At 70.5% G+C, this 24,051-nt stretch carries 23 protein-coding genes and 2 pseudogenes; 8 read left to right on the top strand and 17 right to left on the bottom strand.

Going from position 1 to position 24,051, the window contains the following annotated elements; translation table 11 throughout:
• Window positions 1–67 precede the first annotated feature (67 nt).
• Genes MCHLDSM_RS24225 through MCHLDSM_RS24210 form a run of 4 tightly spaced genes read left to right on the top strand, consistent with a single transcriptional unit; the run spans window position 68 to window position 4,102 of the window.
• Window positions 68–904 (top strand): DeoR/GlpR family DNA-binding transcription regulator, encoded by an 837-nt coding sequence (locus tag MCHLDSM_RS24225; RefSeq protein ID WP_053083074.1) that lies wholly within the window; start codon window positions 68–70, stop codon window positions 902–904.
• Complete coding sequence (locus tag MCHLDSM_RS24220; RefSeq protein ID WP_048472338.1) at window positions 901–2,421, top strand: xylulokinase; 1,521 nt, start codon at window positions 901–903, stop codon at window positions 2,419–2,421. The genes MCHLDSM_RS24225 and MCHLDSM_RS24220 overlap by 4 nt, the downstream gene beginning before the upstream one ends.
• Entirely contained in the window at window positions 2,418–3,455 is a 1,038-nt protein-coding gene (locus MCHLDSM_RS24215; protein ID WP_082169055.1) for a zinc-dependent alcohol dehydrogenase, read from the top strand. The genes MCHLDSM_RS24220 and MCHLDSM_RS24215 overlap by 4 nt, the downstream gene beginning before the upstream one ends.
• A complete protein-coding gene (locus MCHLDSM_RS24210) occupies window positions 3,452–4,102 on the top strand; it encodes a class II aldolase/adducin family protein (protein ID WP_048472336.1) in 651 nt (216 codons plus the stop codon). The genes MCHLDSM_RS24215 and MCHLDSM_RS24210 overlap by 4 nt, the downstream gene beginning before the upstream one ends.
• Here the strand turns inward: MCHLDSM_RS24210 and MCHLDSM_RS39750 are convergent.
• The 7 genes and pseudogenes from MCHLDSM_RS39750 to MCHLDSM_RS40140 all read right to left on the bottom strand — a co-directional run.
• A pseudogene (locus MCHLDSM_RS39750) lies at window positions 4,099–4,380 on the bottom strand (HNH endonuclease signature motif containing protein); the annotation flags it as partial. The gene MCHLDSM_RS24210 and the pseudogene MCHLDSM_RS39750 sit on opposite strands and share 4 nt — an antisense overlap.
• Before the next feature lies 1 nt (window position 4,381).
• A pseudogene (locus MCHLDSM_RS24205) lies at window positions 4,382–5,476 on the bottom strand (HNH endonuclease signature motif containing protein); the annotation flags it as partial.
• A gap of 192 nt (window positions 5,477–5,668) precedes the next feature.
• Entirely contained in the window at window positions 5,669–6,718 is a 1,050-nt protein-coding gene (locus MCHLDSM_RS24200) for a substrate-binding domain-containing protein (RefSeq protein WP_048472335.1), read from the bottom strand.
• A gap of 64 nt (window positions 6,719–6,782) precedes the next feature.
• Window positions 6,783–7,823: an ABC transporter permease gene (locus MCHLDSM_RS24195; RefSeq protein ID WP_048420238.1), complete on the bottom strand. Its 1,041-nt coding sequence runs from the start codon at window positions 7,821–7,823 to the stop codon at window positions 6,783–6,785.
• Complete coding sequence (locus MCHLDSM_RS24190; RefSeq protein WP_234714173.1) at window positions 7,820–9,406, bottom strand: sugar ABC transporter ATP-binding protein; 1,587 nt, start codon at window positions 9,404–9,406, stop codon at window positions 7,820–7,822. Before MCHLDSM_RS24190 ends, MCHLDSM_RS24195 begins: the two co-directional genes overlap by 4 nt.
• On the bottom strand, window positions 9,403–10,392 hold the full coding sequence (locus tag MCHLDSM_RS24185; protein WP_234714210.1) for an NAD(P)-dependent alcohol dehydrogenase: 990 nt from the start codon (window positions 10,390–10,392) through the stop codon (window positions 9,403–9,405). The genes MCHLDSM_RS24190 and MCHLDSM_RS24185 overlap by 4 nt, the downstream gene beginning before the upstream one ends.
• 44 nt (window positions 10,393–10,436) lie before the next feature.
• Window positions 10,437–10,571, bottom strand: coding sequence for a hypothetical protein (locus tag MCHLDSM_RS40140; protein WP_268782074.1), 135 nt, complete (start codon window positions 10,569–10,571; stop codon window positions 10,437–10,439).
• A gap of 158 nt (window positions 10,572–10,729) precedes the next feature.
• Here MCHLDSM_RS40140 and MCHLDSM_RS24180 point away from each other — a divergent pair, with 158 nt between their 5' ends.
• Entirely contained in the window at window positions 10,730–11,650 is a 921-nt protein-coding gene (locus MCHLDSM_RS24180; protein ID WP_048472333.1) for a sugar-binding transcriptional regulator, read from the top strand.
• A gap of 34 nt (window positions 11,651–11,684) precedes the next feature.
• Window positions 11,685–12,446, top strand: a complete 762-nt coding sequence (locus MCHLDSM_RS24175; RefSeq protein WP_048472332.1) for an SDR family oxidoreductase — start codon at window positions 11,685–11,687, stop codon at window positions 12,444–12,446.
• A 69-nt stretch (window positions 12,447–12,515) separates the two neighbouring features.
• Here MCHLDSM_RS24175 and MCHLDSM_RS24170 read toward each other — a convergent pair whose 3' ends face one another.
• The 6 genes from MCHLDSM_RS24170 to MCHLDSM_RS24145 form a co-directional block, all read right to left on the bottom strand.
• Window positions 12,516–13,874 (bottom strand): NtaA/DmoA family FMN-dependent monooxygenase, encoded by a 1,359-nt coding sequence (locus MCHLDSM_RS24170; protein ID WP_048472331.1) that lies wholly within the window; start codon window positions 13,872–13,874, stop codon window positions 12,516–12,518.
• On the bottom strand, window positions 13,871–14,968 hold the full coding sequence (locus tag MCHLDSM_RS24165) for an LLM class flavin-dependent oxidoreductase (RefSeq protein WP_048472330.1): 1,098 nt from the start codon (window positions 14,966–14,968) through the stop codon (window positions 13,871–13,873). The genes MCHLDSM_RS24170 and MCHLDSM_RS24165 overlap by 4 nt, the downstream gene beginning before the upstream one ends.
• A gap of 129 nt (window positions 14,969–15,097) precedes the next feature.
• The gene (locus tag MCHLDSM_RS24160) at window positions 15,098–16,270 is read right to left on the bottom strand and encodes a mechanosensitive ion channel family protein (RefSeq protein WP_048472329.1); all 1,173 of its coding nucleotides are present in this window, start codon (window positions 16,268–16,270) and stop codon (window positions 15,098–15,100) included.
• Between the two features lie 126 nt (window positions 16,271–16,396).
• The gene (locus MCHLDSM_RS24155; protein ID WP_048472328.1) at window positions 16,397–17,053 is read right to left on the bottom strand and encodes an MOSC domain-containing protein; all 657 of its coding nucleotides are present in this window, start codon (window positions 17,051–17,053) and stop codon (window positions 16,397–16,399) included.
• A gap of 25 nt (window positions 17,054–17,078) precedes the next feature.
• Window positions 17,079–17,489: a DUF2237 family protein gene (locus tag MCHLDSM_RS24150; RefSeq protein ID WP_048472327.1), complete on the bottom strand. Its 411-nt coding sequence runs from the start codon at window positions 17,487–17,489 to the stop codon at window positions 17,079–17,081.
• A gap of 16 nt (window positions 17,490–17,505) precedes the next feature.
• Entirely contained in the window at window positions 17,506–18,519 is a 1,014-nt protein-coding gene (locus MCHLDSM_RS24145) for a CobW family GTP-binding protein (RefSeq protein ID WP_048472326.1), read from the bottom strand.
• 96 nt (window positions 18,520–18,615) lie between these two features.
• Here MCHLDSM_RS24145 and MCHLDSM_RS24140 point away from each other — a divergent pair, with 96 nt between their 5' ends.
• The gene (locus MCHLDSM_RS24140; protein ID WP_234714172.1) at window positions 18,616–20,268 is read left to right on the top strand and encodes a diguanylate cyclase domain-containing protein; all 1,653 of its coding nucleotides are present in this window, start codon (window positions 18,616–18,618) and stop codon (window positions 20,266–20,268) included.
• Here MCHLDSM_RS24140 and MCHLDSM_RS24135 read toward each other — a convergent pair.
• From MCHLDSM_RS24135 to MCHLDSM_RS24125, 3 genes are all read right to left on the bottom strand, one after another.
• Window positions 20,234–20,989: an SDR family NAD(P)-dependent oxidoreductase gene (locus MCHLDSM_RS24135; RefSeq protein WP_048472325.1), complete on the bottom strand. Its 756-nt coding sequence runs from the start codon at window positions 20,987–20,989 to the stop codon at window positions 20,234–20,236. The two genes, MCHLDSM_RS24140 and MCHLDSM_RS24135, sit on opposite strands and share 35 nt — an antisense overlap.
• Window positions 20,986–22,254, bottom strand: coding sequence for a metal-dependent hydrolase family protein (locus MCHLDSM_RS24130; RefSeq protein ID WP_048472324.1), 1,269 nt, complete (start codon window positions 22,252–22,254; stop codon window positions 20,986–20,988). The genes MCHLDSM_RS24135 and MCHLDSM_RS24130 overlap by 4 nt, the downstream gene beginning before the upstream one ends.
• 194 nt (window positions 22,255–22,448) lie before the next feature.
• Window positions 22,449–22,871, bottom strand: a complete 423-nt coding sequence (locus MCHLDSM_RS24125) for a hypothetical protein (RefSeq protein WP_109788924.1) — start codon at window positions 22,869–22,871, stop codon at window positions 22,449–22,451.
• A 61-nt stretch (window positions 22,872–22,932) separates the two neighbouring features.
• Here MCHLDSM_RS24125 and MCHLDSM_RS24120 point away from each other — a divergent pair, with 61 nt between their 5' ends.
• The gene (locus MCHLDSM_RS24120; RefSeq protein WP_048472323.1) at window positions 22,933–23,577 is read left to right on the top strand and encodes a hypothetical protein; all 645 of its coding nucleotides are present in this window, start codon (window positions 22,933–22,935) and stop codon (window positions 23,575–23,577) included.
• On the opposite strand, the gene MCHLDSM_RS24115 is transcribed toward MCHLDSM_RS24120, so the two are convergent.
• Complete coding sequence (locus tag MCHLDSM_RS24115; protein WP_109788923.1) at window positions 23,555–24,049, bottom strand: DUF6653 family protein; 495 nt, start codon at window positions 24,047–24,049, stop codon at window positions 23,555–23,557. The two genes, MCHLDSM_RS24120 and MCHLDSM_RS24115, sit on opposite strands and share 23 nt — an antisense overlap.
• Between the last annotated feature and the right edge of the window lie 2 nt (window positions 24,050–24,051).

The following is a 24,051-nucleotide window of genomic DNA, read 5'->3' as shown; positions in this document are numbered from 1 at the left end:
TCTCACAACAATGCTGTTACGTTTGTGATGTTCAGTGAGATGTTGACAGCGCGTGAGGAGGTCGGTCGTGACCACGCCGCCGCTTCGAGCCTCGGGCAACTCCTCCCGGCGCGCCCAGATCGCCGAATTCGTGAAGGCCAAGGGCGCGGCGCGCATCGATGAACTCGCCGACCAGTTCGGCGTCAGCACCATGACCATTCACCGCGACCTCGACCATCTGCACGAGAAGGGCATGCTGCGCAAGGTCCGGTCAGGCGCCGAGGCCCCGCCCAGCGAGGCGTTCGAACGGAACATCGATCTGCGCAGGGCGCTCAACCTCGCCGAGAAGCAGGCGGTGGCCCAGGCCGGTTTCACGTGGGCCGCCGGCCGGGTCGACATGACCGCGGTGGCCCTCGACGACAGCACCACCGCACTGCACGTGGTGCCGATGCTGCTGGCTGAGCTGCCCCTGACCGTGGTCACCAACTTCCTGCCCGCGATCAACGAGCTGTCGACGGATCCACGGGTGCGGCTCAACGCCATCGGCGGCGACTTCGTGCCCGAGTACTCCTCGTTCCTCGGGCCCCAGGCCACCCGCGCGCTGCGCGACATGCACTACGACGTCCTGTTCATGTCGGTGCCCGCGGTGTCGCGCGGCATGTGCTTCCACCCCTCCAGCGCGGCGGCCGAACTCAAGCGGGCGTTCATGGAGAGCGCCGAGTTGTGCGTGCTGCTGATCGACCACACCAAGGTCGCGCGCCGCGCCATCCACCGGATCTGCGATCTGGTGGTCTTCGACGCCGTCGTCGTCGATGCGGGCATCGACCCCGAGGAGCTGCAGCGCCTCGAGGACGGTGGCGCCAACGTGGTCGTCGCTGACCTGCCCTCGCAGACAACACCTTTGGCGGAGGTGGGTCCGGCATGACCGCGCCGTCCTCCCCGCTCGTGATCGCGGTCGACTGCTCGACCACCGCGGCCAAGGCGATCATCGTCGATTCCGGCGGCCGGGTCGTGGGCACCGGATCTCAAGCCTTGGCCACCCACAGCCCGGCCCCCCACTGGTTCGAGCAGGACGCCCACCAGTGGTGGACGGCCACCAGCGACGCGATCATGGCTGCGCTCAAGGCGATTCCCGACCCCGGCGCCGTCGCCGCGGTCTGTGTCACCCATCAGCGAGAGAGCTTCGTCTGCCTCGACGAGCACGGCACGCCGATCCGGCCCGCGATCCTCTGGATGGACGGCCGGGCCGCGGAAGAGGCCCGGTCCTACGGCACCGAACGCGTGGAACTGTTGTCGGGAAAGCCCGCCGACATCACCCCGGGGCTCTACAAGCTGCTGTGGCTGCGCGACCACGAGCCCGACACGATGGCCCGCTGTCACCGCGTCGCCGACGTGCACTCCCACCTGGTGCACACGATGACCGGGCGCTGGGTGTCGAGCACCGCGTCGGTCGACCCCCTGGCCGTGATCGACCAGGCCACAGGGGATTACAGCGACGAACTGCTCGAACTCGCCGGGCTGCGCCGCGACCAGCTGCCCGACCTCGTGCCCAGCGGGTCGTCGCTCGGGCCGTTGCGCGCCGACATCGCCGACGCTTGGGGGCTGCGTCGCGACGTCGTGGTGATCGCGGGCACCGGTGACGGTCAGGCCGGGGGCATCGGATTGGCGGTGACCGATCCCGGGGCGGCGTACCTGGTGCTGGGGACCGCCGTGGTGATCGGCAGCGAGACCATGTCCTACGTTCCGGCACGCGCGTACCGGTCGATGGTCTCGGCGATGCCGGGCCAGTCCACCGTGGAGACGTTCAGTTCGTCGGGCACCTATCTGTCGACGTGGTTCCGCCAGCAGTTCGGCGACCCCGGGCTGGCCGGCGCGCCAGACCCGGAGCTCGAACGTGAGGCGGCGGCACTGCCGGTGGGCAGCGAGCGGCTCGTGACGTTGCCCTACTGGAACGGCGCCCAGACCCCGCACTGGGACGGGCGGGCCTCCGGAGTGACGTTGGGCTGGCAGGGATGTCACACCCGCGCCCACTTCTACCGGTCCCTGCTCGAGGGCATCGCCCTGGAGCTCCGGCTGCAACTCGACGGCCTCGAAGCCGCGCGCGGGGAACGCGTCGAGGTGCTCCGCGCGACGGGCGGCGGCGCCCGCAGTCCGCTGTGGACGCAGATCCTCGCCGACGTCTTCGACCGGCCGATCCAGGTGTGCGCAGCGGCCGAGGTGAGCGCGCTCGGCGCGGCCGCCATCGCGCTGACGGCGCTCGGCGTCTACGACACGTTGCCCGCCGCGGCTGCTGCGGTGAGCACCACCGACGCCGTCGTCGCACCCCGTCCCGACGCCGCAGCCGCCTACCGGCAGCTGCGCCCCGTGTACGAGCGGGTCTACTCCCAGACCCGCGACCTGCTGCACACCCTGCACGAACTACAACGAGGAGAACCACAGTGAGAGCCGCCATGTTCTACGGCCCCGGTGAACTACGGCTGGAGGACATCGGGTCGACCGAACCGGCCCCGGGCGAACTGCTGGTGGAGGTTCGGGCCGCCGCGACGTGCGGAACCGACCTGAAGTCCTACCGGCGCGGCCACCCCAAGCTCTTCCCGACGCTGCCCTCGCGGTTCGGTCACGAGTTCGCCGGTGTGGTCACCGCCGTCGGTGACGGCGTGGACGGGTTCGTCGTCGGCGACCGCGTCACCGCCGCCAACACCGTGCCGTGCGGGCACTGCTGGGCGTGCATCCGCCGCCGCGAAAGCCTGTGCGAGAACCTGGAGTTCCTCAACGGCGCGTTCGCCGAGGAGGTGGTGATCCCGGCCGCGATCGTCGCGCGCAACACCTACACGCTGCCCGATGATCTCGACTTCGCCGACGCCGCACCGCTCGAGCCGCTCGCCACGGTGGTGCACGGCATGGCCGAGACGGGCATCGAACTCGGCGACACCGTCGTGGTGCACGGCGCGGGCCCCATCGGCCTGATGTTCGTCCGGCTGGCCACGCTGCGCGGCGCCAACGTCATCTCCGTCGACCAGTCGCCGTGGCGGCTGCAGCAGGCGGTCCGGGCCGGCGCCGTGGACACCGTCGACCTGTCCGAGGTCACCGATTTCGAGGACCGGGTGGCGCTGATCAAGCAGCGCACCCCGCACGGTCGTGGCGCCGACGTCGGCATCGAGGCGGTGGGCCTGCCGCAGGTGTGGGAGCAGACGGTCCGCACGCTGCGCCCGGGCGCGACGGCGGTGCTGTTCGGCGGGACGCCGAAAGGCGCGCCGTTCTCGGTCGATTCGAGCGCGATGCACTACGAGGAGTACACGCTCAAGGGCGTCTTCCACCACACCCCGAACTACGTCCGCACCGCGGTCGAGTTGCTGGCCAGCAGGAAGGTCGACGGCTCGATGCTGGTGACCGAGCGCAGGCCGCTCGAGGAGCTCGTCCCGAGCCTGGAGGACATGGCCGCCGGCCGCGGATCGAAGTACATCCTCGAGCCATGAGACTGGAAGCGCAACGGCAGCAGGTCGTCGAGGCCTGCCAATTCCTCAGTCGCTCAGGGCTTGTCGTCGGTACGGCCGGCAATGTGTCGATCCGGGTGGACGATCTGGTGGTCATCTCGCCCAGCGGTGTCGACTACGAGGCGATGTCGCCGCGCGACGTCGGGATCCACGATCTGGACGGCAACGCCGTCGACGCGGTGCTGGCGCCGTCCAGCGAGCTGGCCCTGCACCTGGCGGTGTACGGGTCGTCGGAGCACTCCGCCGTCGTGCACACGCACGCCCCGGCGTCCACCGCGCTGTCCACTGTCGTCGACGAAGTGCCTGCGTCGCACTACTATTCGGCGCTGTTCGGTGGCGCGATCCGGGTCGCGCCGTATGCCACCTTCGGTACGCAGCAGCTGGCCGACAACGTGACCGCGGCCCTGCGCGACCGCGCGGCGGCGCTGATGGGCAACCACGGCGCGGTGCTCGCGGGCGCGGCGCTGCCGAAGGTGCTGAACCTGGTGCCCTACCTGGAGTACGTCTGCGACGTGCAGCTGCGGGCGATGGCCAGCGGGGCACCCGTGCGGGTGCTGGACGCCGAGGAGATCGCCGACGTGGCACGTCTGCTCGCCGGGTACGGCCAGCAGGCGACCGGGAACCGCTAGTTCGTCGAGGGTGGTCGTTGGGGGTCGAAGGGTTCGTACCACCACCAGTGGGCGCGTTCGCCGGTGGGTCCGCGGCAGGGCGCGACGTCCGGTGGTGCGGTGGTGGGTGGGCGGGCCAGGGATCGGTTGGTCAGGGGTCGGCCGGCGCGGTCGGTGACGACGAGCCGGTCGGCGGGTCCGGTGATGGTGATGGTGCCGCGGTGATGGGCGCGGTGGTGATAGGGGCAGAGCAGGACCAGGTTGTCCAGGTCGGTGGGTCCGCCGTCTTCCCAGTGCCGNCGGTGATGGTGATGGTGCCGCGGTGATGGGCGCGGTGGTGATAGGGGCAGAGCAGGACCAGGTTGTCCAGGTCGGTGGGTCCGCCGTCTTCCCAGTGCCGGAGGTGGTGGGCGTGCAGACCCACGGTGGCGCCGCAGCCGGGGACCGCGCAGCAGCGGTCGCGGTATTCCAGGGCGCGGCGCAGCCGCCGGTTGATCACCCGGGTGGACCGGCCCGCGCCGAGGATCTGCCCGTCGCGGTGGAACCACACCTCGCAGGTGGCATCACAGCTCAGGTATTGCCGGTCGGCGTCGGACAGCAGCGGTCCCAGATGCAGGGCGGCGATCTTGTCTGTGACGTCGACGTGCACGACGACGGTGGTGCGTTGCCCGTGCGGGCGGGCGGCGGCGTCGGCGTCCCAGCCGGCGTTGATCAGCCGCAGGAACGCGTCGCCGGTGGTGGGCATCGGGGGGCGGGTGGCGGTGGGGTCGAGCGTTTTCCACTGCGCGATCAGGGCGTCTTTGTGGGACTGCAGGGCCGCCTCGAGCGCCGCTGATTCCAGGTGCGGGAGCCGGATCTGCCAGTAGCTGTACTGCTCGTCGGAGGTGTGGCTGATGGTGCACACCGGCTCGGGCTCGGGGACTTCCTCAGCCTCGACCTCGGTTTCCGGCTCGGGTTCGGGCTCGGGTTTCGGTTTGGGGCGAGGTTGAGGGCGGTGCGCAGCTGGCTGACCGTGGCGGTGCGGGCCAGCTCGGCGTAGTGGGCGTCGGAGCCCGTGGCGGCGCGTGCGGCGATGGCGCCGACCTGATCCAGGGAGAGCTGGCCGTCCTGCAGGGCGGCGACGCAGCGGGGGAACTCCTCGATCCGGTAGGCCACCGCGGCGAGAACTTTGGCCCGGGTCGGGGACACCCCGGTCTTCCAGGCCACCAGGTTGTGCACCGAGCGGGCACCCGTGGCGGCCCACAGCCCGTCGCGGTCGATCTCGGCGATGATCGACACGATGCGGCCATCGATCGCGTTGCGCTGACCGGTCAGCTCGGCCAGCTCGTCGAACAACACGTCCAACCGCTCATCGATACGCCGCGAAGCGACCAAAGACGTTGCCGGCGAGGACATGCCACCATCATCACAGAGGGGTCNGCCAGCTCGTCGAACAACACGTCCAACCGCTCATCGATACGCCGCGAAGCGACCAAAGACGTTGCCGGCGAGGACATGCCACCATCATCACAGAGGGGTCCGACAAGTCCGGTCAGCATCACGAAGGCCGGCCGCGTGATGCGACCGGCCTTCGCGAATACCGTTGTGTCAGGGCTGCTTCTGGCCCGGGATCCCCTCGTAGGCGATGTCGCCGGTCTTGAGGTTCTGGGTGGTCAGATCGGACAGCCCGTCGAGGAACTTCTGCCGGTCGGTCACCACGTGCTGGATCGCGACGTCGACGTTGTCCTTGGTGATGGCCGGCATGACATACACCGGCTTGGTGTTCACCTCTTCCTTCTTGGCCAGCGCGTTGGCGACGGCCAGGCCGGCGGAGAGCTCCACGGTGCCGTTCTGCAGCGAGGTGCCGATGAACTCGCCGCTCTTGACCGCGTTGAGGCCGTCCTCGATGCCGTCGATGCCCACGATCGGCACATCGGTGCGGCCGGACTCCTTGAGCGCCTGCAGCGCCCCGAGGCCCATGTCGTCGTTCTCGGCGACGACGGCGTTGATCTGCGGGCCGAAGCCGGAGATCCAGTTCTTCATCTTGTTGACGGCCTCGTCGCGCTTCCAGTTGGCGGTGTCCTTGGCCAGCACCTTGATGTCCGGGTACTTCGCCAGCACGTTGTTGATGCCCTTGGTGCGGTCCAGCTCACCGGACTGGCCGAGCGGACCCTGCAGGATCACGATGTTGCCCTTGCCGCCGAGGCGGTCGGCCATCATCTGCATCTCCTGCTCACCGGCGGCCACGTCGTCGGGCTGCACGCTCGCCGCGACATCGGGATTGTTCAGCGCCGCGTTGACCGCGACCAGCGGGATGCCCTTGGACTTCGCGGTGGCGACCTGCGGTCCGAGGGAATCGGCCTGGATGGGGACGACGATGATCGCGTCGACACCCTGGTTGACCATCGAGTCGACCTGGTCGGCCTGCGTGGACACGTCGAGATTGGCGGAGTTCCAGACCAATTCGATGTTGTTGTCCTTGGCGTAGGCCTCCATGCCCTCCTTGCCCGCGGTGATGAACGAGCTCATGTCGTACACCGAGACACCGATGCGCTTGGTGTCGCTGTTGGCCGTCGTGTCGCCGGCGCCGCAGGCGGTCAGCGCGGCACCGACCACACCGGCCGAGGCCATCGCCGCGATCTTGGTGAGCAATCTCATGTGTTCTCTCTTCTCTCGTTTTCGACAGTGAAAAGTGGTGCGACGAAGGTTGACTCGGCTTGCTTCAGGTGCGCCTCCTGGAGGACCACACGTCGACCGCCACCGCAGCGACGATCAGCACGCCCTTGATGACGTCCTGCCAGTACGCCGGCACGACGAGGATGTCCAGGCCGTTGTTCAGCGTCATGATCATGAACAGGCCCAGCGCTGTACCCCAGATGCTGCCGCGTCCGCCCATCAGGCTCGCGCCGCCGATCACGACGGCGGCGATGGCATCCAGCTCGTAGCCCTGACCCAGGTTCGGCGGGCCCGAGATGACGCGGGAGGCCAGCATGACGCCGGAGAGCCCGGCGAGCAGACCGGAGATCGCGTAGACGCTGAACAACACGTTCTTGGCGTTGATGCCGGCGATCTCGGCGGCGTTGCGGTTGCCGCCCACCGCGTAGACGCGCATGCCGTACGTGGTGCGCTTCATGATGATGGCCAGCGCGATGATGCCGAAGATCATCAGCAGCACCGGGATCTGCAGACCGAGGATCTTGGTGTTGGCGATCGAGCCGAACTCCGCGGGCAACCCGTTGATGGGTGCGCCGCCGCCGATCACATAGGCCAAACCCGACCCCGCCGTCAGCGTGCCCAATGTCGCGATGAACGGTGGAACGTTGATGCGCGACACCAGGAATCCGTTCACGCAGCCCACCGCGAGACCTACCAGCATGGCCACCAGCACGGTGAGCCAGACCTGGCCGGGATTGGCCTTCGCGGTCGCCGCCGCCGACATCGCCGACACCGCGATGACGCTGCCGACCGACAGGTCGATGCCCCCGGTGAGGATCACCAGCGTCTGTCCGAGCGCGATGAGCGCGAACGGCGCCGCCGCGACCAGGATGGTGACCAGGTTGTCGGGAGTCGAGAAGCGTGCGCTGCGGTAGCTGAAGTACGCGATCACCAGCAGCACCACGATGACCATCGAGTAGCGCAGCAGCACACCCGAGAACCATTGCCGGGAGAACAGTTTCACGGGCTCGCCGGTGATCGGCGAGGTCACGGTCGGGGCAGCCGACGGGCCGGGCGGCTGCGCGCTGCTGTCGACGTCGGTACTCATGATGCCTCCTGCTGCGTGGTGGTCGATGGTGTCGATGGCCTGGTGTCGAGGGCGGTCGCGAGGCGGAACACCGATTCCTGGACCTCGGGGTGGTCGAGGGCGTCGCGGTCGAGTTCGCCGACGAAGGTGCCGCCGCGCATGACGAACGCGCGGTGGGACAGCCCGACGATCTCGGGCATGTCCGAGGACGCCATCAGCACCGCCATGCCGTTCGCCGCGAATTCGGTGACGATGCGGTAGATCTCGCTGCGCGCGCCGACGTCGACGCCGCGGGTCGGTTCGTCGAGCAGCAGCACGTTGACGTCGCCGGTGAGCCAGCGCGCCAGCACCACCTTCTGCTGGTTGCCGCCGGACAGTGTGCCGACCTCCTGGCTCAGTCCGCGGGTCTTGAGCCGCACCGAGGACATCACGTCGGACACCGCCTTGTTGCGGGCTTTCCCGCGCAGCCAGCCGGCCAGCGAGAACGACGACAGCCGCGGCAGGGTGCCGTTGTCGAGCACGCTCATCGACAGCACGACCCCGGAGAGCTTGCGGTCCTCGGGCACCATCGCCATGCCCGCGGTGATCGCCGCGGCGGGATGGTTGCGCTTGACGGCCTTGCCGCGCACCGTGATCTGGCCCGCAGTGCTGCTGCGGGCGCCGAAGACGGCCTCGAGCAACTCGGTGCGGCCGGCGCCGACGAGGCCGGCCAACCCGACGATCTCGCCGGCGTTGACGGTGAACGACACCGGTCCGGAGGCGCCGTCGACGTGGAGGTCACGGACTTCGAGCACCGGTTCCGTTCCCGGGCTCGGGCGGTCCGGGAACAGCGCGTCGAGTTCCCGGCCGATCATCGCGGTGACGATGTCGTCGTCGGTGACGTCGGCGATCGGTTCGTCGAGGATCAGCCCGCCGTCACGCAGCACGACCACCCGGTCGGCGATGGCGCGGATCTCGGCCATCTTGTGGGTCGTGTAGACCATCGCGACGCCGTGCTCGCGCAGCCGGCGCACCACCTTGTAGAGCCCCTCGACCTCCCGCTCGGAGATCGCGGAGGTGGGTTCGTCGAGCATCACCACCTGCGCGCCGGTGCTGGCGGCCTTGACGATCTCGACGATCTGGCGCAATCCGACCGGCAGGCTGCCCATCCGCGCCGTCGGGTCGATCTTCACGCCGAACACTCCGAGCGCGTCGCGGGCCTGATCGATCATCGCGCGCCGGTTCAGGAACGGCCCGACCGTGATCTCCCGTCCCACGAAAAGGTTTTCGTAGACCGTCATGTTCTCGATCGACGCCAGCTCCTGCGGCACGATCGCGACACCGTGGCGCACCGCGTCGCGGGTGTTGCCCGGCGCCAGCGCGGTCTCGCCGACGGTGACGGTGCCGTGGTCGGCGCTGTACTGCCCGCTGATGATCTTCATCAGCGTCGACTTCCCCGCGCCGTTCTCGCCGGCCAACGCGGTCACGGTGCCCGGCTGCAGGTCCAGCGTGATGCCCTCGAGCACCGGCACGCCGCCGAAGCTCTTGTGAATGTCGTTGCACCGCAACAGTGCCTGCCCGCCCGCCAACTTTCCCCGGTCGCTTCGCTCCTGCCCGCCGGTCACCGTGGCTCCACGATCGACTTCAGGCTCGCCGGGTCCGAATCGCTGTCGAGTGCCTCGCCGACGTGCTCGAGGTCGTAGCGCCCGGTCACCATGCCGTCGAGATCGACGGCGCCACTGGACACCAGGTGGATGGCCGCGGGCCAGGTGTCGGTGTAGCGGAACACGCCCGTCACCGTGATCTCCTGGTTGGCGATGTGGCTGACCGGCAGCGCGTATTCGTCGGCGCCCATGCCGACCAGCACGACGTGCCCGGCGGGGCCGACGGCCTTGATCCCGCTGACCACGGCCGCGGGCACCCCGGTGGCGTCGACGAACGCGTCGACCGGCTCGATCGCCGCGACGTCGACCGCGGTCGGGTCGAGCACCTCGGTGGCGCCGAACTGCAGGGCCTTCTCGCGGCGGGAGGCGACGAGGTCGGTGACCACGATGCGGGCCGCCCCGAATGCGCGGGCGGTTTGCGCGCAGATCACGCCGATCGGTCCCGCGCCGGCGATGAGGATCGACGTCCCGGGCGCGACGTGCGCCTTGCGCATCGTGGCGATCGCCACCGACAGCGGCTCGAGCAGCGCGGCCGCGTCGTCGGACATCGAGTCGGGCACCGGGTGCGCCATGTCGTCGTCGGTCAGCACGTACCGGCAGAACGCGCCGTCGATCGGCGGCGTCGCGTAGAACTCGATGTGCGGGCACAGGTTGTAGCGGCCGGCCCGGCACTGCGGGCAGCGCCGGCACGGGTGTTGCGGTTCCACCGCGACCCGCTGGCCCACCCGCGCCGGGTCGACGCCCGCGCCGACGGCGGCGATGCGCCCCGACAGCTCGTGGCCCAGGATCATCGGCTGCTCGACGACGAAGTCGCCGATACGGCCGTGCCGGTAGTAGTGCACGTCCGAGCCGCAGACGCCGACGGCGGCGACCTCGACGAGGACCTGGTGCGCACCGGGCTCCGGCACCGGTCTGTCCTCGATCTGCAGGGCGCCCACCCCTGTCATGACGCTGGCCCGCATGGTGGCCGGGGTCGGTTCGACGGTGGCGGTCACGTGCCACTCCTTTCGACGGGGGCGAGCAGTGCGCGCCCGATGACCAGGGATTCCACGCCGGGGAGGTCGGCGGATTCTCGGGACAGGACGGAGTCGGCGAGCGTCGCCAACTCGACGTCACGAACCCGCATCGGTCGCCTTCCGCTTCCGGTGGCCCCGCGCTCATCTGTTACGCGGATTGCTCATCTGATTGCCTGTGATGTGGATCATTCTCTGAGCTATGCTCACATGTCAAGCAGCTCTGCTCATATGAGCAGAGCCCGGGGTAGCGGCGGCGCAGGGAGGTGAGATGGGACCGGACGAACTGTTCCAGCGCGCCGTGATCGCCCGCCGCTACTACCTGGAAGGACGCACCCGCGTCGAGATCGCCGAGGAGTTCGGGCTGTCCCGCTTCAAGGTCGCCCGGATGCTCGAGGAAGCGCTCGAGTCGGGCATGGTCGAGATCGTCATCCACGACCCCGGGTCCATCAACGTCGACCTGTCCAGCGCCCTGCAGAAGCGCTACTCCCTGCAGCACGCCTACGCCGTCGTCGCGGAATCGAAGAACACCGCCGACCGGGTCGAAGCCGTCGCCAAGGCGATGGCCGACCTGCTGCAGTCGATCCTGCGCGAGGGCGACGTCATCGGCATCGACTGCGGCCGCACCATGACCCGCATCGCGCCGTACCTGCAGTCCCTGCCGAAGTGCGACGTCGTCCAGCTGACCGGCCTGGCCGGCGGGCTCACCTCCAACGGCGCCGACCTGACCCGACGCATCTCCGAGGTCACCGGCGGCAAGTCCTGGCCGCTGTACGCGCCCTACGTCGTCGGCGATGCCCGCACCGCCGAGAGCCTGGCCAGCACGCCGCCGATCAAGGACGCCTTCGCCAACCAGTCCCGCGTCACGTGCGCGCTGGTCTCCGTGGGCGGGTGGACCCCCGAGGCGTCCCAGGTCTACACCTCGATCTCCGAGGAGGAGGCCTGCGCGCTGTACGAGGCCGGGGTGCGCGCGGAGACCTGCGGGCTGCTGCTCGACGAAGACGGCAACCGGGTGGCCGGGCTCGACGAGCGCCGCATGGGCATCACCGAGGAGGGGCTGCGCGCCATCCCCACGGTCATCGCCATCTGTGCGGGTGCCGAGAAGATCACTGCGACCCGGGCCGTGCTGCGCTCGGGCCTGGTGTCCGCACTGGTCACCGACACCGAGATCGCGGCCGCCGTCGTCGACTGACGCGGCCGCCGAACCGAGCGAAAGGACAACACCCATGACCGAGCCCGTGGTCGATCTCGACTTCCCGCTGACCGGGAAGACGGCCCTGGTCACCGGAGGCGGATCGGGTATCGGTGCCGCCATCGCATCGGCCTTCGCCGCCAAGGGCGCGCGCATCGCCGTCGTCGACCTCAACGCCGACGCGGCCCAGCGTCACGCGGCGACTCTCGGCGCCGACAGCCGCGGATTCCGTTGCGACGTCTCCGATCCCGCGTCGGTCACCGCGACCGTCGAGGAGGTGGTCGCGGCGTTCGGCCGCGTCGACGTGCTCGTCAACAGCGCTGGCGTCGCCCTGCTCGCCCCGGCCGAGGAGCTCGCTCTCGACGCCTGGGACACCACGATCGACGTCAACCTCAAGGGCACCTTCCTGATGTGCCAGACGGTCGGCCGGCACATGCTCCAGGCCGGCGGCGTCATCATCAACATGGCGTCCCAGGCGGCCACCGTGGCGCTGGACCAGCACGTCGCCTACTGCGCCTCGAAGTTCGGCGTCGTCGGGGTCACCAAGGTGCTGGCCATGGAGTGGGGCGCCCGCGGCGTGCGGGTCAACAGCATCTCCCCGACCGTGGTGCTGACCGAACTGGGCCACAAGGCCTGGGACGGGCCGCGCGGCGACGCGCTCAAGACGCAGATTCCGGTCGGCCGGTTCGCCTACCCGAACGAGATCGCTGCTGCCGCAGTGTTTCTCGCTTCCGACGCCGCGGGCATGATCACCGGCGCCGACCTGCTGATCGACGGCGGCTACACGATCAGGTGATCGACCGGCAGCCATCGCGCCCAGTGAGAAGCCATGGCTGCGATCGGGCGCGTAGAGCAGCCGGGAACGCTATTCCGCGGGCACCGGCGGCCGGGACAGGCCGAGGTGGTCACGCAGCGTGGCGCCGGTGTAGTCGGCGCGGAACACCCCGCGCTCCTGCAGCAGCGGCACCACCCGGTCGACGAACGGGTCGAGACCGCCGGGGGTGACGTGCGGGACCAGGATGAAGCCGTCGCTCGCGTCGGCCTGCACCAGCCGGTCGATGTCGGCGGCGACGGTCGCGGGGGAGCCGATGAAGTTCTGCCGCCCCGTCACCTCGACGATCAGCTCGCGGGTGCTGAGGTTCTGCGCCTCGGCGCGGGCGCGCCACTCGCGGGCCGTGGCCACCGGGTCCCTGTACATGCGCACGCTCGCGCGGCCGCGCGCGATGGTGTTCTCGCCGACCACCGGATCGACGGTCGGCAGCGGACCATCCGGATCATGGTCGGACAGATCGCGATTCCACAGCTGCTCGAGGAACTTGATGGCCGTCTGCGGCGAGACCTGGGCGAGCCGGACCTCCTGCGCGAGTTCGGCGGCCTCGGCGTCGGTCTCGCCGAGCACGAACGTCGCGGCCGGCAGGATCAGCAGCTGCTCGGGTCGGCGCCCGTACCTGGCCAGCCGCCCCTTCACGTCGGCGTAGAAGGCCTGGCCGGCCTCCAGCGTGCCGTGCCGCGAGAAGATCGCGTCGGCCGCCGCGGCCGCGAACTCCCGGCCGCGCTCGGAGTCGCCGGCCTGGAAGATCACCGGCCGGCCCTGCGGGCTGCGCGGCACGTCGAACCGGCCGCTGATGTCGAAATGCTCGTCCTGGTACTGGAATTCACCGGTGTGCGGATCGGACAGGAAGTGACCGGTCTGCTTGTCGGCCAGGAGGGCGCCGTCGGGCCACGAGTCGAACAGCGTGTGCGCGGCGGCCAGGAAGCTCTCGGCCCGGGTGTAGCGCTGACTCTCGGGCAGAAAGCCGCCGCGGCGGAAGTTCTCCCCGGTGAACGCATCCCAGGAGGTGACGACGTTCCAGGCGGCGCGGCCCGCCGACAGATGGTCCAGCGACGCGAATTGCCGCGCCACCTCGTAGGGTTCGTTGAAGGTGGAGTTGATCGTTCCCGTCAGGCCGAGTCGGTCGGTCACCGCGGCCAGGGCGGCGAGCACCGTGAACGTGTCCGGGCGGCCGACGACGTCGAGGTCGTAGATCGCGCCGTTCTGCTCGCGCAGGCGCAGCCCCTCGGCCAGGAACATGAAGTCGAACTTGCCGCGTTCCGCTGTCTGGGCGAAGTGGACGAACGACGCGAACTCGATGTGGCTGCCCGAGGCCGGGTCGCTCCACACCGTGGTGTTGTTGACGCCGGGGAAGTGCGCGGCAAGGTGAATCTGCTTGACCGGCTTGCTCATCGGACCTCACTCCCTGCCGCGTAGCGGTTCGCGGGCCGGGGCAGACCCAGCTGCTCCCGCAGAGATCCGGGCGTTGGGCTGACGACCAGGCCGCGGCGGTGCAGTTCGGGGATCAGTGCGGTCGTGATCTGGGTCAGGTCGTGCGGAAGGGTGCCGGGCAGCAAGCGGAACCCGGTCGCGCCTGCGAGGTGCCACTGCTCGAGGTGATCGGCCAGCTGTCCCGGTGTGCCCGTGAAAACCGCTGCCGGATCGGTGAACTCGGCACCGTGCTGATCATCGAGGCGCGCGGTGCGGGCCGACGCGCCCGCGGCGGTGGGGTCCAGGAACACCACGAGGTCGACGAAGGTCAGAGCCGTGCGGTGCCGGGCCACTGACGCGGCCGCCTCCTCGGGGGTGTGCGGGCGCAGGAACACGATGTCGGTGGCCGCGGCCAGGGCGGCGCCGTCCTCACCCGGATCCTCCGCCGCGACCAGCGGCTGGCCCTGGGGCGGACGCGGCGTGATGGACGGCCCCTTGACGGAGAACCAGCGCCCCTCGAAGTCGATGTAGTGCAGCTTGTCCCGGTCGACGAACCGTCCCGTCGCGGCGTCCCTGATCTCGGCGTCGTCCTCCCAGCTGTCCCAGAGCCGGCGCAGCACCTCGACGTAGTCGGCGGCCTCGTCGTACAGCTCAGCGGACCGTTCCGGGGCGCGACGCCGGCCGAAGTGCCGGAACCCCTCAGGGCTCGCGTCGACCTGTACCACCAGCCCGGCCCGCCCGGCGCTGACGTAGTCGAGGGTTGCGATCGCCTTGGCCAGGTGGAACGGTTCGGTGTGGGTGGCCACCGCGGTGGGCAGCAGCCCGATCCGCTGGGTGCGCGGCGCGACCCGTGCGGCGGTCAGCACCGCGTCCACCCGCCCCTGCACCCCGTCCGGTGGCAGCGTCAGCGCGTCGTCGAGGGTGACCAGCCCGATCCCGCCGCGCTCGGCCTCGGTGATCACGTCGACCCAGTAGGCGGCGGTGGTCAGCGCCGCCGGCGACGCGTCGGGCTCCCGCCAGGAGGCGGGGTGCCGGCCGGTTCCCACCAGGCCGACGGCCAGATGCAGTGCTGTCACGTTGTCGTACTTTCGCCGCAGGTTTCTCGGACAACGGCGTCCGCTGCGCCCAGCATTCCCGCACCGCCCCGCCGGGGCCCAGGGTTGCGCTCACCGCCAGCCGAAAGCCAGCCGAAAGCCGGGCTCGGGTCAGCCGGTCTTCTCGAACGCCCGCCCGCGCCGCTCGGCGTCTGCGCTGCCGCTGAACAGGCCCGAATCCGCCTGCGGCGCAGTGCGGTAGACGGTGTCTCGGCTGTCGGCCCGGTCGCTGTCGGTCTGGTGTTCGATCCGCTGACGAGGCAGGGCGCCGGGATTCGTGCGCTGCAGCCACGCCACCATGCCCTCGCGGACGTCGCAGCGCAGGTCGAACAGCTGTCCGGCGTCGGGTGCGCTGACCAGCATCCGCACCCGGACCAGGCCCTCGACCGCGTCGGTCACCTGCAGGACCCCGACGCGCCCGTCCCACTTCGGGTTGGCGCGCAGCAGCCGGTCCAGCTCGGCGCGCATCGCGTCGAACGGGACGGTGAAGTCGACGTCGAGTTCGGCCGTTCCGAGCAGCTCGGTCGCGTTGCGGGTCCAGTTCTGGAACGGCGTCGTCGTGAAGTAGGTGCACGGAAGCACCAGCCGGCGTTCGTCCCACAGGTGCACCACGACGTAGGTGAGGGTGATCTCCTCGATCCGGCCCCATTCCTCTTCGAGCACCACGACATCGCCGACGCGGATCGCGTCGGAGAACGCGATCTGGATGCCGGCGAATACCGACCCGAGCGAGGTCTGCGCGGCGAGGCCGGCCACCACCGTCAACACGCCGGCCGAGGCGAACATCGTCTTGCCGACGTCGGAGAACGACGGGAACGTCATCAGGGCGGCCGCCACGCCCAGCACGACGACGATCGCGACCGCCAGCCGACGCAGCGTGGTGACCTGGGTGCGGATCTTGCGGCGGTGCCGGTCGGCATCGGTCAGGCCGGTGTCGCCGCCGGCGAAGCGGTCGATCACCTGGCGTTCGGCCACCAGAACCAGGCTGGCCACCATCCAGGTGACGGTGCCGATCAACGCGATCACCAGCACGTGGTCCAGCCAGGCGGCCCGGCCGTCCGAGGCGCGCCGCAGGGCGGCCGACGCCGCGATGACCACCAGGGTCGCGCGCAGCGGTCGGCGCGTCAGGTCGGCGACGTCGTGCAGCACGCGGCTGCGCCGGCCCAGCCGTTGCAGCAGCCAGGACAGTGCCAGGCCCAGGACATAGGCCAGAGCGACGGCCCCGGCCACCCATGCCGCGGTGGTGGCCAGGTGGGTCGCGGGTGCGAAGGTCGGATCATCCACAGGAAGAACAGCTCCTCGGAATCGGGGGTGTTGCGCCAGAAGGACATCGATGTCGGCGCACCGAGGGCGTTCCCGGGTGTGGTGCGGTGCAAAACCGCATCGCCCGATCTGCCGGGCGATTGGGACTCAGCTCACAGTCGTGCGCCGGGCCACCTGGCGCTTGATCTTGGCCGGCAGCGCGTCGGCCACCCGGAGACCGGGCAGCAGGTCCGGTTCGCTCATCAGCGCCCGGAACACCACGCCGACCGTGACGTCGTGGTCGGGCCGGGAGATCACGTCGATGGCGTCGCCGGCGCGGACCCGGCCGGGCTCGATGACGCGGAAGTACGCGCCGGGCAGCCCGGCCGCGGCGAACGTCTTCATCCAGCCACGGATGCCCAGCCAGGTGGTGAACGTCCGGCACGGGGTGCGCGGGCTGGTCACCTCGAGCACGAGGCCGTCCGAGCCGACGGACCACCGCTCGCCGATCAGGCTGCCGGTCACGTCGACGCCCGCGGTGGTGAGGTTCTCCCCGAACATCCCGTTGGTGAGTTCGCGGCCCAGATCCCGCTCCCAGCGGTCCAGGTCCTCGCGGGCGTAGGCGTACACGGCCTGATCGTCGCCGCCGTGGTAGCGCCGGTTGCAGATCGCATCCCCGGCGACGCCGCTGCCCGGGCCGGTCTTGGCGGGTCCGGGCGCGCTGACCGCGAGGGGTTCCGCGCTGGGCCTCTTGTCGATTCCGGTGCGCAGCTCACCCAGATCGATGGGCGCGGTCGCCGTGTTCACCGTCAACACCGAAGCCATGACCGACGCTAACCCGCCGGGCCGCTCACAGCCCTGCCGGGTCGTCGGGAACGTCGACGGCGTAGTCGGCCAGCACCTCCAGCGGGACGAGATCGAGCGTGCGCTCGTGGGTGCTCGCCAGCACCACCGGGCAGGCCTGCCCGTCCTCGTGCGCGCGCAGCCAGTTGCGGGCCGTCACGCACCAGCGGTCGCCGGGGACCAGGCCGGGGAACCGGTAGGCGGGCATCGGCGTGCTCAGGTCGTTGCCGATGGAGCGCTGGTGGGCGAGGAACTCCGCGGTGACGACGGCGCAGATGGTGTGCAGGCCGAGGTCCTGGTCGCCGGTGCTGCAGCAGCCGTCGCGGTAGAAGCCGGTCAGCGGGTCGGTGCCGCAGGGGTCCAGCGGCTCGCCCAGCACATTGCGTTCGGCTGCGTTCTCTTCCCTGGGGTCTGGCATCGGCCCAGGATAGGGGTCAGATGCTGAGCCGGCGATAGCGCTGCAGGCGTCGAATACCCTGTGCCGCTGCGGCGTCGGCGGTCGGGGCCAGGGCGGTGCGCAGGGCGCCGCGCACGGCGTCGACGTCGAGGTGCATGCCGATGGCCACCAGCGAATTCGTTACAGCGCTCGCCGGTGCGGGCGCGACGTGCACCGACGCCCCGACGACGTTGACGACGTAGCGGCGCACCGAACCGCGGTAGCGCACGGCCACCGTGCCCTTCATCCGGTACACGCCCGGCGGCGGCTCCTCGAGCAGATCGATGAGCACACCGGGATCGACGCAGCCCTCGCTGAGCTCGGTGACCGCGTCCGCGTGCACATGGTGGTGCTCGTCGTCCTCGACCGCGTTGAGCAGTTCCCGGAACGTCAACTGCCCTACCTGCTCGTCGGCGGCGACGTCGTAGAGCAGCGCGGGATCGATCCGGCCCGCGGTGGCACCGACGACGTGGGCGTGCGGGTTGCGCTCGCGCACCCGGTCGGTGACGCGGCGCAGCGTCGCCTCCTGCGCATCGGGGTGCACCTGATCGAGTTTGTTGACCACCACCAGCGTCGCGGCGCCGTAGCGCGCCGGCGGGCTGGCGTCCCGGTCGACGGTGTCGAAGTGCCGCGCGGCGTCGAGGACGTCCACCACCCCGCCCGGACGGATCCCGTCGACGCCGCTGAAGCGGATGATGCGTGAGATGGCGACCGGATCGGCCAGCCCGCTGGCCTCGACGATGATCGCGTCGAGCCGCAGCCTCGGGTCGGCCAGGCGGGCCAGCGCCACGTCGAGTCCGCCGTCGTCGGGCAGGCAGCAGATGCAGCCCCCGGCGATCGACGCGGGCTCGTCCACCTGCCCGGTGACCAGCCCCGCGTCGACGTTGAGCTCACCGAAGTCGTTGATCACCACGCCAATTCGTGCGTCGGGGGTGCGCAGCACATGGTTGAGCAACGTCGTCTTGCCGGCCCCGAGGTAACCGGTCAACGCGATGACGGGGATCGGGGGCACAGTCGGGCAGGGTACCCGGTCATGTCGCGATACCGGGCCGCGCGACCGTGCCGTGCCGGTACCATGAGCGACCGCGCCGTCGGCGCGGATGGGGGCATGACGAGCATGGACGGCGACATCGAGGGCGGTGCGGCCGCGGCGGAGCGGCTGCCGCTCGCCGAGGCCGCCGCCGACCTCCCGGTGCTCAAGGCCCTGCTGCGAATCTCCGAAGCCGTCGCGCGGGCGGACTACTTCGACGAGGTGCTCGAGGTGATCGCCGAGCAGGCGCTGACCGCGCTGCGGGCGTCGTCGCTGTCGATCAGCCGGTGGGAGCAGGACCGGGAAGCGCTGCGCACGCTGATCAACGTCGGTGACCTCGCGCCGGACGAGACGCGCTGGCCCACCGACGAGTACTACCCGGTGGCGTCGGATCCGCTCGTCGCCGACCTGTTGCGGCACGGCCGGTCCTACACGAACGCGGTCGACGACCCGGACTGTCCGCCCGACTGCAAGGCTCTGCTCGAGCAGTGGGGCAAGGAGTGCGAGATCGCGGTCCCCGTCATGTGCGGCGACACCATGTGGGGCGAGATCTGGGTGACCGGCACCGACGGCCGCCGGTTCGACGCCGGCGACGCCCAGTTGCTGCAGGCCATCGCCGCGCACACCGCGGTGGCGATCGGCCGGTCGGAGTTGCTCAGCACGGTGTGGGGCTACGCGCTGCAGGACCCGCTCACCGGCATCGCCAACCGGCGCGCCATCGATCAGCGTTTCGCCGAAACAGACTGGGAGACAGCGTCTCCGGTGGTTCTGCTCTGCGACCTCGACGGTTTCAAGAGGATCAACGACCGCGACGGCCACCCCGCGGGCGACCGGCTGCTGCGCGACGTCGCCGCGGTGCTGGGGCGGCTCGCCGGTGCGATCGACGGCGCCGTCGCCGCGCGGCTGGGCGGCGACGAGTTCTGCGTGCTGCTGCCCGACGCCACGCTGGCCGCGGCCCAGGTCTTCGCCACCGACGCGACGCGCGTGCTGCACGAAGCGGTCGACCAGTCGGTCAGCGTGTGCTGGGGCGCCGCGGCGACGACCCCGGAGGTGCGTACCGGAGGCGATCTCCTGGCCGCCGCCGACGCCGCGCTCCTGCACGCCAAGCGGCAGGGTCCCGCGCGGTACAGCGCCGGCGGCCCGATCCCGCAGGCACCCCCCGGCATCGAGGACCTGGACCGGCGCTCCGATGACCGGCGCGCCGCCGACCGGTTGGCGGGCGCCGTGGTGCGCGCCCTCGAGCAACGACCGGACATGACGCTGCCCGCGGCACTGGAGGTCCTGGCCAACGCCGTGGCACAGGCCGTCGACGCGGCCGCCTGGGCGATCTCGGAGTGTTCTGCGAGCGGCGACGCACTGCGGCTGGTCAGCAACGTCGCCAGTGTCCGCAAGCGTGACGCCGGGCTGACGGTGCTCGTCGAGTTCGGCCCGCCGCTCTACGACATGGAGGACTACCCGGCTTCGGCGGCCGCCGTCGCCGACGGGTCGACGTTCCTGGCCGCCGTCGACCTGGAGGGCTCGGATCCCGCCGAGGTGGCCCTGCTGGTCCAGTTGGGCTATCGGGCCGTGCTCGGTGTCGGCGTTCCGGCCGACGACTGCAACTATCTGCTGGAGCTCTACTCCCACGACGGACACCGGGCGCTCGCCGACATCGCGCCGCTGGCACAGGTTCTCGCGGCCTACTGCGCGTCGCGGCTCAGCGGAAGCCGGCCGTCCCGCCGTCGGCCATGATCGTCTGACCGGTGACGAACGCGGCGTCGTCCCCGAGCAGGAAACACACCACCGGGGCGATGTCGGTGGCGACGTCGCCGAGCCGACCCAGGGGGACCGCCCGCACAGTGCGCTCGTAGGTGCGGGAATCCATCTCCCGCCACGCCCGGATGCTCTCGGTCTCGGCGTACGGGCACACCACGTTGACCCGGATGTTGCGCCGACCCCATTCCAGCGCAGCGACTTTCGACATACCCCGGATCGCCTCCTTGGCCGCGCCGTAGGCGCCGAACATCGGCAGGCCCACGGTGCCGGAGCCCGAGCCGAGGTTGACGATGCTGCCGCCGCCGGCCTCGACGAACACCGGGTACACCGCCTGCATCAGCTCGAACGTCGCCCGCGGGCCGACGTCGAACACCAGGTCGTAGTCCTCGCGGGTGATCTCGCTGAACGGCTTGGGTTCGTTGGTCGCGATCGCGTTGTTCACCAGGCCGTGCACCGCGCCGAACGCGTCGGTGGCCGCGGACACGATGCGGCGGGCGATCCCGGGCTCGCGCAGATCGGCGACGAGAGGGACCACCGGGTGGTCCGCGAACTCGGCAGCGGTCGCACCGAGCAGATCCGCGTCGCGGTCGACGGCGAGCACCGACGCACCACGTTCGGTCAGCGCGATGACGATCCCCTTGCCGACGCCGCGCGCGGCGCCGGTGACGATCACCGCCCGGCCGGCCAGCGGTGTCATGCCCGCTGATCCTTGACGATCACGCCGTCCTTGACGATCACCGACAGGTTCTTCGCCGGGTCGCCGAGCAGCGCCAGGTCCGTCGTCGGATCCCCGTCGACCAGCAGCACGTCGGCCCACGCGCCGACGGTGATCTCCCCGAGGCGGGCCGACCGGTACGGATCGCGCTCGCCGGCCATCCGGAACAGCGCGGCGTTGCCGGAGGTGACCAGCTTGAGCGCGTCGACGGTGCTCATGTACTCGCCGAGCCGGACCAGCATCGCGCTCTGCAGATCGTCGTGGTCGGGCTCGAAGAGCAGATCGGTGCCCCAGGCCAGTTTCACGCCGTGCTTGGTGGCCCAGCCGTACAGCTGGTCGGTGCCGGCACAGATCTCGCGGTTCTTCTCGGCACTGTCGGGGTTGAGGAAGGAGTGGTCGTGTTCGGCGAAGGGTTGCGTCGAGAGCCACACGCCGCGCTCGGCGAGCATCGCGATGGTGGGCTCGTCGGCCAGGTGGCCGTGCTCGATCGAGCGCACCCCGGCCTCCACCGCACGGCGGATACCGGTGACGTTGTAGACGTGGGTGGCGACGTAGGTGCCGTAGTCCTCGGCGGCCTGCACCGCGGCGCGCAGTTCGGGTTCGGTGAACTGCACGGTGTAGAGCGGGTCGTACAGCGACGCCGCTCCGCCGCCGACCATCAGCTTGATCTGGCTGGCGCCGAGTTTGAGTTGTTCGCGCACCGCGGCGAGCACCCGCTCGGGGCCGTCGGCGACCCGCATGAACCCGATCTGCTCGGCGCGCGACTCGTCGCCGCCGAGTGCGGTGGGCCGTTCGTAGACGAACCCGAAGTCGCCGTGGCCGCCGGTCTGCGAGATCGCGGCCTGGCTGGGGTAGATGCGCGGTCCCAGCGCCGGCGCGGCGTCGATCACCTTCTTGATGCCCGCGGTGTCGCCGGCCATGTCGCGGACGGTGGTGAACCCGCGCAGCAGCGTGTCCTTCGCCTTGGCCAGCGTCGAGGCCGCCAGCAGCGACTGCGATCCCATCGCCAGGTCGAGCAGTGTGTTCGCCATACCGACGAGGTGGACGTGGGCGTCGCTCATCCCCGGCATCAGCGTGCGTCCGGCACCGTCGATCACCGTGGTGGCGTCCGTTTCGGCGATCGGTGAGCGCTCCACGGCCGCGATCGTGGCGCCCTCGATCAGCACGTGCCCGTCGACCAGCCGGTCCGACAGACCGTCGAAGATCCGCACGTTCTTGATCAGCAGGCGCTGACTGTTCCCGGCCATCGGGGCCACCTCCCTCGTCGGGACCTCACGGTAGCTGGGGCGCCAGAGACTGTGCGGGGCTCCAGCGTGAAGTTGCCTTCACGTTCGGGGGCGAGTGTGAACACACCTTCACACTCGCCGGCGACGAGTCGCGGAAAGCCGGACCCGACGGCGGTCGGGTCCGGCTTTCCGGCGATCGGGGAGGGGTTGTCGGATCAGGGAGCGGGGATGGAGGCGCAGCCGATGCCCGGGATGCAGCCCGAGACGCCGTCGGGGCCGGCCGATCCGCCGACGCCGCCGGGGTTGGTGCTGCCGCTGGCGCCGCCGGGTCCGGCAGCGCCGGAGGGGCCGCCGGGGATCGCACCGCTGGCGCCCTCAGGGCCGGCCGCACCGGCCACGCCGCCGGGGTTGGTGGCACCGCTGACGCCACCGGGTCCGGCAGTGCCGCCCGGTCCGCCGGGGATGGCGCCGCTGGCGCCACCCGGACCGGCCACGCCCGCGGTCACGCAGGGTGTGCCGTCGGGGTTGAAGCACGGCGGCGGCGCGGGCTGCGCGAATGTCAGAGGCGCGGTTGCGATTGCGGTCGCCGCAGCGCCAGCGAAGAACAGGGAACCCAGATTCAATGTCTTGTGTCGCATGGCTAAGTAATTGCCACTCGCAGCGCCGTTGAAACCACCGGTGTGGTGGCATTCTGGCTGAATGGGTCTGATCTTCCGGCTGCTCGAGCTCCTGGTGGTGCTCGTGCCGCTGATCGGTGTGGGCTACGCCACGTACCGCGGCATCGTCGCCGCGCGCGGGCAGCGCGACACCGAGCTCGCGCCCGCGCCGAACCCGCGGCCGGCCACGTCGGCGCAGCGCCGCGCGATCACCCGCACGATCGAACAGCACGACCGCACCGACACCCGCTGGCTGGACTACGAGCTCGACGTGGCCAAGGTGCTGGACTTCCCGCTGATGACCGACATGCGCGACCCGCTCACCGAACGGTTCCACCGCGCCAAACTGCGGGCCGACTTCCTGCGCCCCGCAGACGTCGGCGATCTGCTCGAGGACCGGGACGCGATGCGCGCCTACGTGGAGGCGGTGGGTGAGTACGTGACGGCCTTCGACATCGCCGAGGCCGAAGCGCACCGGCGCAGGCGCGCGGCGTTCACCGCCGACGAGCAGGAGCGTCTGGCGCTGGCGCAGCGGCTGCTGCGGGTCGCCGCCGACGCGGGGGCCACCGTGCAGGAACGCGACCGTGCCTATCGGCTGGCGCAGCGCGAACTCGACGGGCTGATCGTTCTGCCCGAGCGCACCCGGGTGGCGTTGGAGCGTGGCATCAGTGGCGAGTTGGGGGATTGAGCGTCATCTGCTGGTCGTAGAACCGGCCGAGGCGGTCGATGCGCCACAGCTGGCCGTAGATCAGCAGCGCGGCGCCCGTCACGGCCGGCCAGAGCTGCAGCGCGACCAGCCCCCAACCGAGCAGTGCCGCGGCGACGAGCGCACCGCCGATCCAGATGCGCTGCACCACAGCGAAATCCGCAGGCATCCGGTCGGGGCTCTGCAACCAGAGCCGTTCGCCGTAGATGCCTTTCGACGACCAGGCGGTGGGCGTCTCGATCGGGCCGAACGCGCGCGGATTCCACCACAGCCACACCAGTACCGCGGCGCACGGGACCAGCGCCCACCACCCGATCCAGACGCGGCTCCAGATCGCGACGATGATCAGCGGGATGGCGGCGAACCGGGTCCACACGCTCCACGGATTGGCGTGGCGCCGCCACGCCTCGTCGGACATGCCGACCAGACGGGCGTAGCGGTCCAACGCCCCCACCG

The organism is Mycolicibacterium chlorophenolicum, assembly GCF_001044235.1.
In the GTDB taxonomy this organism is placed as follows: domain Bacteria; phylum Actinomycetota; class Actinomycetes; order Mycobacteriales; family Mycobacteriaceae; genus Mycobacterium; species Mycobacterium chlorophenolicum.
The sequence above is the reverse complement of the archived record's forward strand: the minus strand, read 5'-3'. Positions and strand labels throughout refer to the sequence as shown.

Excerpts from the sequence above, each read along its gene's own strand:
- MCHLDSM_RS24220 (WP_048472338.1), top strand. The coding sequence starts at position 901 with ATGACCGCGCCGTCCTCCCCGCTCGTGATCGCGGTCGACTGCTCGACC.
- MCHLDSM_RS24210 (WP_048472336.1), top strand. The coding sequence starts at position 3,452 with ATGAGACTGGAAGCGCAACGGCAGCAGGTCGTCGAGGCCTGCCAATTC.
- MCHLDSM_RS24200 (WP_048472335.1), bottom strand. The coding sequence starts at position 6,718 with ATGAGATTGCTCACCAAGATCGCGGCGATGGCCTCGGCCGGTGTGGTC.
- MCHLDSM_RS24195 (WP_048420238.1), bottom strand. The coding sequence starts at position 7,823 with ATGAGTACCGACGTCGACAGCAGCGCGCAGCCGCCCGGCCCGTCGGCT.
- MCHLDSM_RS24185 (WP_234714210.1), bottom strand. The coding sequence starts at position 10,392 with ATGACAGGGGTGGGCGCCCTGCAGATCGAGGACAGACCGGTGCCGGAG.
- MCHLDSM_RS40140 (WP_268782074.1), bottom strand. The coding sequence starts at position 10,571 with ATGCGGGTTCGTGACGTCGAGTTGGCGACGCTCGCCGACTCCGTCCTG.
- MCHLDSM_RS24180 (WP_048472333.1), top strand. The coding sequence starts at position 10,730 with ATGGGACCGGACGAACTGTTCCAGCGCGCCGTGATCGCCCGCCGCTAC.
- MCHLDSM_RS24175 (WP_048472332.1), top strand. The coding sequence starts at position 11,685 with ATGACCGAGCCCGTGGTCGATCTCGACTTCCCGCTGACCGGGAAGACG.
- MCHLDSM_RS24170 (WP_048472331.1), bottom strand. The coding sequence starts at position 13,874 with ATGAGCAAGCCGGTCAAGCAGATTCACCTTGCCGCGCACTTCCCCGGC.
- MCHLDSM_RS24155 (WP_048472328.1), bottom strand. The coding sequence starts at position 17,053 with ATGGCTTCGGTGTTGACGGTGAACACGGCGACCGCGCCCATCGATCTG.
- MCHLDSM_RS24150 (WP_048472327.1), bottom strand. The coding sequence starts at position 17,489 with ATGCCAGACCCCAGGGAAGAGAACGCAGCCGAACGCAATGTGCTGGGC.
- MCHLDSM_RS24140 (WP_234714172.1), top strand. The coding sequence starts at position 18,616 with ATGACGAGCATGGACGGCGACATCGAGGGCGGTGCGGCCGCGGCGGAG.
- MCHLDSM_RS24135 (WP_048472325.1), bottom strand. The coding sequence starts at position 20,989 with ATGACACCGCTGGCCGGCCGGGCGGTGATCGTCACCGGCGCCGCGCGC.
- MCHLDSM_RS24130 (WP_048472324.1), bottom strand. The coding sequence starts at position 22,254 with ATGGCCGGGAACAGTCAGCGCCTGCTGATCAAGAACGTGCGGATCTTC.
- MCHLDSM_RS24125 (WP_109788924.1), bottom strand. The coding sequence starts at position 22,871 with ATGCGACACAAGACATTGAATCTGGGTTCCCTGTTCTTCGCTGGCGCT.
- MCHLDSM_RS24120 (WP_048472323.1), top strand. The coding sequence starts at position 22,933 with ATGGGTCTGATCTTCCGGCTGCTCGAGCTCCTGGTGGTGCTCGTGCCG.